General features: G+C 61.8%; 12 protein-coding genes and 1 tRNA gene. 5 read left to right on the top strand and 8 right to left on the bottom strand.

The genetic code is table 11. The features are described from left to right. Positions 1-49 precede the first annotated feature (49 nt). Both H3T88_RS01855 and H3T88_RS01850 read left to right on the top strand, forming a co-directional pair. A complete protein-coding gene (locus H3T88_RS01855; RefSeq protein ID WP_232347061.1) occupies positions 50-1363 on the top strand; it encodes an ATP-binding protein in 1314 nt (437 codons plus the stop codon). Between the two features lie 98 nt (positions 1364-1461). Continuing rightward, positions 1462-2163, top strand: coding sequence for a LuxR C-terminal-related transcriptional regulator (locus H3T88_RS01850; protein WP_015022301.1), 702 nt, complete (start codon positions 1462-1464; stop codon positions 2161-2163). 8 nt (positions 2164-2171) lie between these two features. Here H3T88_RS01850 and H3T88_RS01845 read toward each other — a convergent pair whose 3' ends face one another. Next, positions 2172-2906, bottom strand: coding sequence for a hypothetical protein (locus tag H3T88_RS01845; RefSeq protein WP_198203330.1), 735 nt, complete (start codon positions 2904-2906; stop codon positions 2172-2174). 172 nt (positions 2907-3078) lie between these two features. Here H3T88_RS01845 and H3T88_RS01840 point away from each other — a divergent pair, with 172 nt between their 5' ends. Then, positions 3079-3690, top strand: a complete 612-nt coding sequence (locus H3T88_RS01840; protein ID WP_198203329.1) for a Type 1 glutamine amidotransferase-like domain-containing protein — start codon at positions 3079-3081, stop codon at positions 3688-3690. A 10-nt stretch (positions 3691-3700) separates the two neighbouring features. Here the strand turns inward: H3T88_RS01840 and H3T88_RS01835 are convergent, their stop codons facing one another. The 7 genes from H3T88_RS01835 to H3T88_RS01805 form a co-directional block, all read right to left on the bottom strand. Beyond that, entirely contained in the window at positions 3701-5260 is a 1560-nt protein-coding gene (locus H3T88_RS01835) for a ClC family H(+)/Cl(-) exchange transporter (RefSeq protein ID WP_232347090.1), read from the bottom strand. Between the two features lie 127 nt (positions 5261-5387). After that, the gene (locus H3T88_RS01830) at positions 5388-5924 is read right to left on the bottom strand and encodes a YbaK/EbsC family protein (RefSeq protein WP_198203327.1); all 537 of its coding nucleotides are present in this window, start codon (positions 5922-5924) and stop codon (positions 5388-5390) included. A gap of 73 nt (positions 5925-5997) precedes the next feature. Next, complete coding sequence (locus H3T88_RS01825) at positions 5998-6495, bottom strand: hypothetical protein (protein WP_015022306.1); 498 nt, start codon at positions 6493-6495, stop codon at positions 5998-6000. 201 nt (positions 6496-6696) lie between these two features. Further along, a tRNA-Ser gene (locus H3T88_RS01820) sits at positions 6697-6781 on the bottom strand. A gap of 93 nt (positions 6782-6874) precedes the next feature. Further along, positions 6875-8161 (bottom strand): serine--tRNA ligase, encoded by a 1287-nt coding sequence (gene serS, locus H3T88_RS01815; protein WP_198203326.1) that lies wholly within the window; start codon positions 8159-8161, stop codon positions 6875-6877. Between the two features lie 169 nt (positions 8162-8330). Next, positions 8331-9206, bottom strand: a complete 876-nt coding sequence (gene sdaAA / locus H3T88_RS01810; RefSeq protein WP_198203325.1) for an L-serine ammonia-lyase, iron-sulfur-dependent, subunit alpha — start codon at positions 9204-9206, stop codon at positions 8331-8333. 12 nt (positions 9207-9218) lie between these two features. After that, positions 9219-9896: a serine dehydratase beta chain gene (locus H3T88_RS01805; RefSeq protein ID WP_198203324.1), complete on the bottom strand. Its 678-nt coding sequence runs from the start codon at positions 9894-9896 to the stop codon at positions 9219-9221. 220 nt (positions 9897-10116) lie between these two features. Here H3T88_RS01805 and H3T88_RS01800 point away from each other — a divergent pair, with 220 nt between their 5' ends. Together H3T88_RS01800 and pgm are read left to right on the top strand one after the other, a co-directional pair. Then, positions 10117-11214, top strand: a complete 1098-nt coding sequence (locus H3T88_RS01800) for a diacylglycerol/lipid kinase family protein (RefSeq protein ID WP_198203323.1) — start codon at positions 10117-10119, stop codon at positions 11212-11214. Positions 11215-11278: 64 nt separating this feature from the next. Beyond that, the gene (gene pgm, locus H3T88_RS01795; RefSeq protein WP_198203322.1) at positions 11279-12952 is read left to right on the top strand and encodes a phosphoglucomutase (alpha-D-glucose-1,6-bisphosphate-dependent); all 1674 of its coding nucleotides are present in this window, start codon (positions 11279-11281) and stop codon (positions 12950-12952) included. Positions 12953-12963 lie beyond the last annotated feature (11 nt).

Genomic DNA, 12963 nt, shown 5'->3' with positions numbered 1-12963 from the left:
TCTTCCCCTTACTGCCTTATCGGCACCGTCCGAAAACGATAATGGAAGCATGAACGCAACCATGCAGGAAGAACAAACGCTGAAGGAACCGCCTCCTCTGCACCCTGCGCGCATGCCCCTGATGAGGCCGCACAAGGGCAGGATCCTGTGCGGAGTCTGCAAGGGCGTCAGTTTGCACCTTGGTATCCCCGTCTTCTGGATACGCCTGGTCATGGTTCTCCTGGCTCCCAAAATGATCACCTGCGTGGTCTACTGCTTTCTTTGGTTGACACTTCCCCAGGGCGATCCCACCCAGGGAGTCCAACCGCATGATCCGCGGTCAGCCCCGCTGGCGCCCAGCATCCTTACTGGGCAACCAGGTCAGAAGGAGGATCACAGCATCACTCCCGGGCGGGTAACCAGACTGCTGGCAGGCCTGGGCATCATCCTCCTGCTGACCGCGGTCATTCTGCTCAGCAGCGGTATGCGCCCCGCCTTTGTCGTCCCCTGCCTGCTTTTCTGCGCTGGACTTGTCCTGGCCTGGCTGAGGCCGGAGAACCAAGGAACCGGCTACCACCTGCCGGCCCTGATCGGAAGCCTGGCCCTGATCCTGTCGGCTGCGGTGATCTTCCTGCTGTCCACCCAGGAATTGCCTTGGGCCCTGACCCTGATAGTCCTGGCCGGCCTGCTTCTTGTAGGCGTGACCGCGGTGGTCGTGCCCTGGGTCGGCTCGATCCTCAGCCAGCTGGGCGATGAACGAGCCATGAAGGAACGCGAGGAGGAGCGGGCCGATATGGCAGCTCACCTGCATGATGGAGTCCTGCAGACCCTGGCTCTGATCCAGCTGCATGCCGACGATCCGCATACCGTCTTCTCTCTGGCCCGATCTCAGGAGCGCGATCTGCGCAACTGGCTCTATCAGGAACGCACCCCCTCAGACCGGTCAGTCAGCACAGGGCTGAGCCAGATAGCCGCACAGGTGGAGGACGAATCCGGCAAGCCGATCGAGGTGGTCACCGTAGGCGACGCCATGCCCTGCGCCCAGACCGATGCCCTGCTCAACGCGGCCCGGCAGGCCCTGGTAAATGCCGTCACCCACGGCGGAGAACCCATCTCCGTCTATTGCGAGGCCCGCAGGAATCAGGTTGAGGTCTACGTGCGCGACCACGGATCGGGCTTCGATATGGATGCGATACCAGCTGACCGTCTGGGAATCCGAGAGTCCATCATCGGACGGATTCGTCGGCGTGGCGGCAGGGTTGAAATCGTCTCCCGTCCCGGCTGGGGCACCGAGGTCAGAATGCATATGCCGCTGTCCGAGGCCAGCCAGCATCAGGAGGGCACGGTTGGTCAGGCCGAAAAAGGGACTGATAGCCCACAATGATAGGATGCATGGTGAACCATTCATTCACAGACGCATGCCGGTCCAATCCCACCTGCACTTGAGGACCCGCGTCGGGAAAGGCAGGCTGAACCACGTCCATGACCACGACTGCAGCAGAGCCCCATCAAGCCGGAAATGGGCCCGCAAGCATCCGTGTAGCCGTCGTCGACGACCATGAGATGTTCCGCACCGGCGTCATCACCACCCTGCAGCCGCATTTTCATGTCGTGGGCCAGGCGGCAGACGTGGAATCCTCCATCCTTATGGTCAGGCAGACACGGCCCGATGTGGTTCTACTGGATGTGCACGTGCCCGGTGGCCAGGGCGGCGGGGGCGCCGAAATCCTGAGCCGCTCCCATCCCCTCTCCCCGCAGTCGGTCTTTCTGGCCCTTTCCGTATCCGACTCGCCCAGGGACGTGGGCTCGGTCATCCGCGCCGGAGCCCGTGGTTACGTGACCAAGACCATCTCCGCCAAGGACCTGGTCTCCTCAATCCGCCAGGTTCACGAAGGGTACGCTGTCTTCTCCCCCAAGCTGGCTGGATTCGTGCTCTCCGCCTTCCAGGAGGACGAGGCAGCGGATGCCGGACTGGCAGAAGACGACGAACTGGATCGACTCTCCGCGCGCGAGCAGGAAGTCATGCGCCTGATTGCCCGCGGCTACACCTATCGCGAGGTGGCCTCCGAGCTTTTCATCTCCATCAAGACGGTTGAGAGCCATGTCTCCAACGTCCTGCGCAAACTCCAGTTATCCAACCGAACCGAACTGACCCGCTGGGCCGCAGACCGCCGTATCGTCTGAACGTCCGCTCAGCAGGCGATACCGCGCTGACGAAGAAGCCGACGCAGACTGCTGATGTCATGGGCAACTATTCCCTCCATGCCTAGTCGGTCAGCCATGGCAACATGCTCAGGATCCGCATCAACGAAGATCGTATGCCCTGGGCTGATGGCGAAGCGACGTAGGGCCAGACGATAGAAGAGCGGGTCGGAGAGGTCCAGATGCTCCTGGGATGAAATCAGGACACCTTTCAGTGCAGAGAGCGGCGAAAGGGTCTCGGATACCGCTTTAACAAGCTGACTGGTCGTTGCCGCCAGACCCCAAAGGGTCAGGCCAGCTCGCCGCAGATCCCCCAGCAGATCTGATGCTCCGGGAAGCAGGCCCTTCACGGCCAGAGTGTAGTTTTCCAAACAAACGCGAATTACCCAGGCGACCGCAGGCCCGTGAGTGGTTTCATAGTCGGCCAGTGCCTGCTGCGGATCCACGCCCAGATTGATCTGCCTGCTGACACAGGCGAAACTCCAAGGGTCCTCCGGGTCCAGCACCGTATCGACCACCCCGTCAGGGTACTGCCCGACCAGGGCTCTACGCGGGTCCCAATCCACCAGAGCCCCAGGCAGAGCGAAGAGAATGCTGCCGCCGGGAGCTGCGGGATCGGGACGGTCATCGCTGAACCTCTCATTGCCGGAGAAATCATAACCAGACATGTCACTCAAGATGTCTTGGCCCGATTCCTGCAGGAACTCCTGATGTTGCTTTGCCATGCCCCCAGAATAAACATCTGGACCTACAGGGCCTGCGGCAGATTCCAGTCGATATGTGGTCAATCACTAGGTGGAGGCCATTGCATGGATATATTGGGGCCAGTATTGGTAGGATTTTACGTTTTGCTACCTGCCCAGGGCGGAAGTCCCGCCCGGCACGAAAGGAGCCGTCATGCGTCGGCTGCTGCTCACATCATCATTCTCCGCTACCGCTGACAGGCTGCCCGCCTTCCTCGAAGACTCGCCCAAGAATCATACGGTGGCTTTCATCCCAACGGCCAATCTTCCACAGCGTTCGGATGGTTATGTCCAGGATGCTCGCCAGGCTTTCACCGACATGGGTTGCCGGATTGACAACCTGGAAGTCTCGACCGCGGATGCGGAGACCATACGCCAGAGCCTGGAGGATGACGACCTGATCTATCTGTCCGGCGGCAATACTTTCTTCCTACTACAGGAACTGCGTCGCTCAGGCGCTGCTGATCTGATCAAACAGCAGGTGGATCAGGGCAAACCTTACATCGGTGAATCGGCCGGCGCTGTGGTGACCGGTCCCGATATAGGCTTCCTGGATGCCATGGATCCACGCTCTGCCGCCCCTGATCTGGACTCCACCGTCGGGCTGGGCCTGGTGGACTTCCGTCTCCTCCCCCACCTCGATTCCGAACCATTCGCCGAGGTGACCAGGAAAATTCTGGACCGCTACGGCGACGATGGACCCATGGTGGCCATCAGCAACACCCAGGCCGTGGCAGTCCACGGACGGTGCTTGACCATCCTTTAAAGAAGACCCGTCAGCGACAGAGGCCTTCCATGACCTGGCGGGCCTGATCCAGACGATCACCAGGACAGAGCAGGATGACACCATCCCCAGCAAGCAGCCGAAGATCACCAGCGGGAATTAGCCTATGCTCGCCCCGGCGAAGACCGATTACGGCGCATCCGTGGGGCCATGGAACCTGTCCCAGCAGACGACCGGCCGCCGGACTGCCGTGCTCTATAGGGAACTCCACAGTGACCCTTTCAGGAACCTGGGCATCGGGAGCACGTCCACGTCGATAACGCTCCAGCAAAGCCTCATATATAGGTTCGACACCCAGCAGGTCAGACACCATCAGGGCCGTGAAGGCGCATAAGGCCACGGGGAGCATATGAACCAGGGAGCCGGACATCTCCACCGTCAGCAGGATGGAGGTTATGGGAGCCTTGACCGAGGCTGTCAGGGTGCCTGCCATGGCGCAGACCGCACAGACCGGAATAATACGAACCGGCATTCCAAAGGCGGCTGCACCCATACCGCACAGGGACCCGGTCAGCGTGCCAACCGCCAGGATGGGCATGAAGATACCACCGGGGGCGCCGCTGCCAAAAGAACTGGCCGTAAAGAGCATCTTGACCAGAAGCAGGACCAGCAGGTTGACGGCCACTGACCAGGCCAGCTCGCGAACGCCTTCCGCCTTGCCGATCAGGTCCTCGCCGCCACCCAGGACGGCAGGCAGCAGCAATCCGACGGGCAGGGCCAGTATGAGGGAGACCACCGGTCCCAGCTTCGAGGGCAGGTGGCTGTAAAGACTCTGAGCACCCAGCAGCAGGCGGTTCATGGCAGCTCCCACCAGACCTGCCACCAGCCCAAGGGGGATCATCAGCAGATACTGGCCGATGGTCAGCTGTGGCATAGCGGTGAAGTCCAGGACCGGACGCAGGCCGAAGCGGTTCTTGGCGATGAAATCAGCACTCAGGCAGGCCATGGCCGCCGAAAGAAGAATCATGGGAGAGAAGGACCGGTGGATCTCCTCCAGGGCGAAGACCATCCCTGAAAGCGGCGCATTGAATGCTGCAGACAGACCGGCAGCCGCACCGGAGGTCACCAGGCAGGTCTCCTCCACACGGCCCCGGCGCAATCCTCGGGAAACCAGCTGGGAACCAGCCGCGCCAATCTGTACCGAGGGTCCCTCGCGCCCCAGGGACAGGCCGAACATGCCGCAGGCCAGACCGCCCAGGAATCGTACGCCCAGCACAGGAAGGGCAGGCATGCGCATGCCGTGGATGACCACTCCTTCGACCTGGGGAATACCGGAGCCGGAGGCCATGGGAACCCGGCCGATCATCCAGGCCAGGGCCAGGCCTACCAGCAGGGCGGCCAGCAACCAAGGAAGGATCAGCAGGGGCTGGTCACGCATCTGTGCGTAGGCCCATCGCGCGAACCTGGTGCCATAGCCGATGCCCTGCCTGTAAAACACCACCAGCACTCCCACCAGCAGTCCACAACAGGCGGCCCTGAACGCCACCAGCCACCGGCTGGTACGGCTCGGCCTGGTCACCTGCAGCGGATCGAAATGATGGGACTGATCCATCTCATCTGCCGACGGTCCTCTCCAAGATAGATTCAGCCTCACCGGCCTGCTCCTTCCCTCCTTTGCGCACAACGGTTTCCAGCATCTCTCTGGGCAGGGACCAGGAGCAATGGCTGAACCTACGGCTTCAACTCTCTGGCAGTATGAAGACCTGGGATGCCAGCTTCCGAGCAAGATCCGGCAGGCAGGAGCCAGGCAGGCAGACGGACACTTCGTCGGAGCCCAGCGGCAAAGCGGTCTGTTCATCCGTGGCGGTCAGATTACCGTCCAGAACGACGGTATCCACCTGGCCCCGACGATCCACAAGATCCAGCAGCGAGACCCGCCCCGGCACCGTATCCAGACACTGGCGCAGGGTGGCGGCCGAGGCCATGTGCAGCCTCCGGCATCCGACCACTTCCCGCACCTGGCGCAGATCCGGCCGCGTGATACCCCTGACTACCGGGAGCATCAGCAGACCTCCAGCATCCTCCAGAAGCAGGAATTTGGACAAGTTCTCCACAGAGAGCCCCAGCAGATCAGCAATGCCCAGCTCCATACCCTGATCGATGGTATCCAAGGGCGGATGCTGAACGACGCGCCAATCGCTTCTCAAACCGTCCAGCAGCTCTTGCACAGGCACAGGCACCATCCTGTCCCCTGAGCCTATTGACTTCTGGCCCATATCGCCTGTAACGCCACGATCCGCTCTTGCCGCAGGTTGAGTGCCGCTGTCTCCTGAATTCATGGGCGTCTCGTCAGTCGTTGGCCACTTCCGAGTCGGGCTTCAGCTCCTTCTCCTTCTGGCCTATCCGCTTCCTGTCTATGCGGTAGTAGGCATTGAAGAGGCCGCCGGAGGTCAGCAGGACGACCAGAAGAACCAGCAGCCATATGTTCTCTTTGGCTTCGTATGTCTCGAGCAGCTCATATGAGGAGGAAACCATCTTCAGCCAGCCTGCAACCGACACGAAGTACCAGGCGGTCGCCTGGTCGAGGAAGCTCAGCGCCCGTCGACGTTCCGATCTGGTCCTGGTAGCCTGACGGAGAATCTCATGTCCGCGTTTGCGCTCCAGCTGAATCTTGACGATGGGCACCAGCCACCACCAAGGCGAGACCTCATCCCAGTTCTTGCTCAGCTGATCAAAGTCGTCCAGAAGTTCCTGATATTCCTGCAGCTCCATCAGTCCCTGGAAGAGTGGGAATGTGAAAAGCAACCAATCCCCGATCAGAGAGACAATGGCGATGAATTGATCCACGACCCGACCTTTCCCTTGCAGAGTCGGCTCCCAAGGGTCGGCTCGCATGATTAAGCATGGCTACCATTCATCATTGTAGACACCAACTTCCGGCCCAAACCGCTGTGCAGCCGCTGACTTCAGGCCGGAATTTAGGACTGCAAACGTGAGTTCCAGTGAATACAGGAATGCCCCGGATTGGGTTCCGGGGCATCAACCAGGCGGACAGGGCGGGATTCGAACCCGCGGTGGCTTGCGCCACAACGGTTTTCAAGACCGTCTCTTTCGGCCGCTCAGACACCTGTCCATAAGACGTGCCGATCAGGCACGCCACTCATCTTACGACATCAAGGTTGGTCCAACCACCAGCGGAATGTCGACCAATCTCGGCAGAGGCGGCTCAGGCCTCCCAGGTCTTGGGCTCGATGACCTCCTTGCCGCCCACATAGGAGCGCATGGCCTCAGGGATGACGATGGAGCCGTCGGCATTCTGGTGGTTCTCCAGGATGGCGACCAGCCAACGGGTGGTGGCCAGGGTCCCGTTCAGGGTGCTGACAGGACGGGTGGAGCCGTCCTCCAGCCGCTCGCGCTCGTTGAGGCGGCGGGCCTGGTACTCGGTGCAATTGGAGGTTGACGTCAGCTCGCGGTAGCGACCCTGGGTGGGTACCCAGGCCTCGCAGTCGAACTTGCGCGCAGCCGAGGATCCCAGGTCTCCTGCGGCGGTGTCGATGATCCGGTAGGGCACGTCCACCTTGGCCAGCATCTCCTGTTCCATGGCCAGCAGCTGCTGGTGTTGGTCGCGGGAGTCCTCCTGCTTGCAGTAGACGAACATCTCCACCTTGTCGAACTGGTGGACACGGATGATGCCCATGGTGTCCTTGCCGGCGGAGCCAGCCTCCCGCCGGTAGCAGCTGGACCAGCCGCAGTAACGCAGCGGACCCTTGCTCAGATCCAGAATCTCGTCCTCGTGCATGCCTGCCAGGGAGACCTCGGAGGTGCCCACCAGATACTGGTCGTCGGGCTCACGCAGGCGATAGATCTCGTCGGCATGGGCATTCAGGAAGCCGGTGCCAGCCATGACCTCAGGGCGGACCAAGGTGGGCGTAATGGTGGGAATGAAACCGTGCTCCATGGCCTGGTCCACGGCCATGGTCAGCATAGCGATCTCAAGCCGGGCCACATCCCCGCGCAGGAAGTAGAAGCGGGATCCGGAGACCTTGACGCCCCTACGCATGTCGATGCCAGCCACGCCAACGCCCAGGTCCAGGTGGTTCTTAGGCTCGAAACCCTCCTTGGCGAAGTCGCGCGGGGTGCCGACCTTCTTGACCACCACGTAGTCGTCCTCGCCTCCCTCGGGCGCCTCGGGCTCCACTACGTTGCTGAACTTCCACATAAGATCGGTGTACCTGGCGTTGGCCTCGTCGGAGGCTGCCTTGCAGGCGTTCACCTTGTCCGACAGGCTCTTGGTCCGGGCCAGAAGGTCGGCCTTCTCATCAGGAGAGGCCGAACCCATACGCTTGCCGAGGGTCTTCTGCTCGGCCCTGCGGCTTTCGTAATCCTGGAGCGCAGCCCTGCGCTCGCTGTCCGCCTTCAGCACCTCGTCGACGAGTTCGACTGATTCGCCACGTTTGCGCTGTGATTCACGGACAACATCCGGATGTTCCTGAATGAACCTTATATCTAACATATCTGAATTCTATGACTTTCGGGGGACACGGAAACCGGCCCCGCACAACTCTTCCCGAGCCTTATGGCCTCTGCCGCAGCCGGCCTGCCCGCCGCCGGCCAGCCAGGAAGAGCAGCCACGACTTCAGCGGGGCGGGAACCATCCGTTCCCTATATGCGCCTGCCCCGCGTCACTTGCCGAAAACGGTCTTGCGGAACCTTTTGCCGGTGGGAGTGCCCGCAAGCCCGCCAATGCCGGTCTCTCTCAATGATGAGGGCATGCTCTCGCCGATGGACTTCATGGCTGCGATGACCTCATCAGGCGGAATCCTGCTGACGCCACCCGATAAGGCGATATCAGCAGCAATCAAAGCATTGGCAGTGCCGATGGCGTTGCGGTTTACGCAAGGCACCTCCACCAGGCCGGCCACGGGATCGCAGACAAGACCCAGCAGATTGCTCATGGCTATGGCGAAGGCCTGGGCACTTGCATCAGGATCACCTCCTGCGCCTTCAACCGCTGCAGCGGCAGCCATGCCGGATGCGCTGCCCACCTCGGCCTGGCAGCCGCCTGTAGCTCCGGAGATCATCGCCTTGTTGGCCGTAACCAGTCCGAAAGCCCCTGCCGTGAACAGGCAGCGGATCAATCCATCGTCATCCAGCCCTAACCGGTTCTTAAGCACGGTGAGCACTCCGGGCAGGGTGCCCGAGGAACCGGCCGTAGGAGTAGCGCAGATGATGCCCATGGCCGCGTTGACCTCATTGGTAGCCATGGCGGCCTCGACAGCCTGCAGCATGGCATCGCCGCTCAGGCTGGTTCGTGTCTTCCGGTAATGCTCCAGCTGAGCCGCCTGACCACCGCTCAGCCCAGTCTTGGAGAACACGCCGTCACCCTGGGAGCCCCGGGCCACGGCAGCCTGCATGACCTGCAGGTTCTTGGCCATTCTTGCCCATATCTGCTCACGGGTCTGGTGGGAACGTCGCACCTCCTCGTCAATGGCCACTTCAGATATCGACGAGCCGCGCTCTTCGGCCATACTCACGAGTTCAGCGATCGAAGTGAACATGCGCCATGCCTCCTAGTCGATATAAATCATCCGGGACGAGTGACCCGTAATCTGCTTCTGCCGCTGCGCGGAAAGCGGATTGTCCAGATCGAACTCGTACACCGCCATGCCGGCCGGCCCCTCGGGTTCATACCTGGTCTGCTTGGTCACGCCCTCTTCCCGAAGCAGATCGCGTATGCGCTCCAATCGCCGACCGGCGTCGTTTTCGGATTCGTCCAGTTCCACCAACAGGATGGGCAGAAGCCCCGGAGGAGTGATCAGGCAGCCATCCAAGTTGATACGCCGCACTTCAATGGTCCCGCCCCCGATGGAACAAGCCGCATACATCACCCGACCGGCTGGGCCCTGCAGGTCCAGGATGGCGGTGTTCGGGTGGTCGATGGGACTTGGTTCGTCCTCCTCGTGGAAGGTCAAATCCATGCCCTGTCTGCGGGCGATGCCGATGGCATCAGGCACCCGGGGATCATCCGGCGCAAAACCCAGCAGGCCGCTGATGATGGCATAGTCGGTGCCGTGGCCGCTGTGCGTGCGAGCGAAAGAATCATAATAATGGATATCAGCACGGCTCGGAACACCTCCTGCAAGGATGTGGCCAACCCGTCCAATGGCCACCGCCCCGGCCGTGTGCGAGCTGGAGGGGCCAATCATGATGGGGCCTATGATGTCGAACACACTCTTGTACTTATCCATGCCCGCCTCCTCTTCCCATACCCCCGGGTTTTCCCGGACTTCCAGCGCACGAAGCCGTTGCAACTCCAGACCGAAGGGACCACATGGACCGAGTGCCATCTTAACTTTACGGTTTTCACTACTCAATCCGCTCATACTGTCAGCGTGATTGCTGTAGAGGGTTCGTTCACGTCGGACACACCTGGGGGATTCGGGTCGGCACGGCGCGCAAAATAGAGTCATGCCAATTCCAGCGGTCGTCATCCTCGCCATCCTGGCAGCGGCGGCCATTGTCGTCGCTGCGGTGGTGCTGATCGTCCGCGCCCAAAGACGGCATAGGTTCGCCATGCAGATCATGGCCCGCGACGAGGACCAGCTCAGCTACGCTTTCGTCATCAACCCCTCCAAGCCCCAGGCAGCCGCCGCCCGCGAGCGCATCCAGCAATACTGCCGGGACAAGGGCATTCGCGAGTTCAGCTTCATCGAAACCCAGCTGGATCGGGACGGGAGGGCCTGTGCCCGCATGGCACTGGAGCGTGGGGCCAATGTAGTAGTTGCCGTGGGCGGGGATGGGACAGTGCGCACCGTAGCCAGCGCCATGGCTTCCAGCGACCATGTCATGGGCATCATCCCCATCGGGACCGGAAACCTCTTCGCGCGGAACATGGGCATTCCCGTAGGCGATCTGGATGCCGCCCTGGCCGTGGCCACCTCGCACGGATCCACCCAGGTGGATGTGGGCCGCATGGCCTTGCTTGACGCAGACGATCAGGACCAAGGCCATGGTCACGCCTTCCTGATCATCGCCGGCATCGGCTTCGATGCTCTGATGATTGACGACACCGACCCCAACCTGAAGAAGACCGTCAGCTGGCTGGCTTATTTCATCAGCGGCGCCAAGCATCTGTTCGCACCCAAGTACACCGCCGACATCGCCATCACCCGGCCCGACCAGGTCACGCAGACCAACACCTCAGTGACCTTCCGTACTTTCATGGCCGGCAACTGCGGGGAGATTCCGGGGTTCTCCCTGATGCCCGACGCCTCCTACGATGACGGCCTCCTGGACTTCGAGATCATCGACACCTCCGCCGGCCTGATCGGCTGGGCCAACCTCTTCGGGGATGTCATGCATCAGACCATCACCCGCAAGTCCAGCCAGAGCCCCCTGTCGACCAACTCCACCATCGTCCAGCTGCAGGGGACAAAGGCGGAGATCCGCCTGGAGAAGCCCGCCCTGGCCCAGGTGGACGGCGACATTCTGGGCGAGACCTGCCACATCGCACTCAGCGTGGAACACCAGGCCCTGAACGTGCGGGTGCCCCAGTCCGCCGACTGAGACCGAAGGAGCCTGTCCCCCCTGCCTGTCCGCTTTCTCATGCCGGGGTGGCATGATGGGAGCCATGACAGCACAGAATGCGGGCCAGCCTGCCAGCCCAGAAGATCTGATCAACGTCGACGATCTGATCGGCAGGTACTACGATCTCGTCCCCGACCCTTCCATTCCCTCCCAGCGGGTGTCCTTCGGCACCTCCGGGCATCGCGGCTCCGCCCTGACCACATCCTTCAACGAGGCCCACATCGTGGCCATCAGCCAGGCCATAGCCGAACAGCGGGCCAAGGACGGGGTCACCGGACCGCTCTACCTGGGCCGCGACACCCACGCCCTCTCCCTGCCCGCCTGGAAGACGGCCATCGAGGTCCTGACCGCAAACGGGGTCCGGGTGCGCATCGATGCCAATGATGACTACACCCCCACCCCCACCGTCTCCCAGGCCATCCTGACACACAACCGGGCGGCCGACGGCACCCAGCGCTTCTCCGGCAAGGACCTGGCCGACGGAATCGTGGTCACTCCCTCCCACAATCCGCCCACAGACGGTGGATTCAAGTATGACCCGCCCACAGGCGGTCCTGCTCCGGCCGAAACCACCAACGCCATAGCACAACGGGCCAACGAGCTTCTGGGCGACTACAGGCGGGTCAAGCGGATTCCCTTCGAGGATGCCATCAAATCCGACCTGGTTGAGCGCTTCGACTACCGGGAACACTACGTGGCCGACCTGGGCAATGTCATCGACTTTGATCTGATCAGATCCTCAGGGGTCCGCCTGGGCATCGACCCGCTGGGCGGGGCCTCGGTCAACTACTGGCCGCTGATCAATGAAAAGTACGGCCTGAACATTGGTGTCGTCAACCCGGAGGTGGATCCGACCTGGCGGTTCATGACCATCGACCACGATGGGAAGATCCGAATGGACCCCAGCTCCCCCTATGCCATGAAGGGTCTGGTGGATCGCCTCAACGCCGGAGCCTGGGACTCCTACGACCTGGTAGGCGGCACCGATCCGGATGCTGACAGGCATGGCATCGTCTGCCCAGGGACCGGTGTCATGAACCCCAACCACTACATCGCCGTATGCGTGGAATACCTCTTCTCCGGCAACCGCCCCGGATGGCCCGAAGGCGCCGGCATCGGCAAAACCCTGGTCTCCTCCTCCCTGATCGACCGCGTGGCTGCCTCCATCCGAGCCAGGCTGATCGAGGTGCCTGTGGGCTTCAAGTGGTTCGTCGACCCCCTCTTCAAGGGCGAGGTGGCCTTCGGTGGCGAGGAGAGCTCCGGGATGAGCTTCCTGCGCCGGGACGGCCGTGTCTGGACAACTGACAAGGACGGGCTGATCCCCGACCTCCTGGCTGCCGAAATCACCGCCAGGACCGGAAAGAATCCGGCCCAGCTCCACCAGGAGCAGGTGGAGCGCTTTGGCCAAAGCTGGTACAAGCGGGTGGACACCCCCACAACGTTGGAGCAGAAACAGAAGTTCACCCGGCTGAACGGCGACGATGTGACGGCTTCCACCCTGGCGGGCGAGCCCATCACTGCCAAGCTGACCGAGGCCCCGGGCAATGGGGCCAAAATCGGAGGCATCAAGGTGACCACCAAGAACAACTGGTTTGCCGCCCGCCCCTCCGGCACTGAGAACATTTACAAGGTCTATGCGGAATCCTTCGTTTCCCCTGAAGCCCTGGACCAGGTTCTGGACGACGCCGACCATGTAGTCGCCAAGGCCCTGGGCTGAACTGCAGACAG

The organism is Bifidobacterium sp. W8110, from assembly GCF_016101375.1.
Classification (GTDB): Bacteria; Actinomycetota; Actinomycetes; order Actinomycetales; family Bifidobacteriaceae; genus Bombiscardovia; species Bombiscardovia asteroides.
This window is presented reverse-complemented; position numbering and strand designations above follow the sequence as displayed.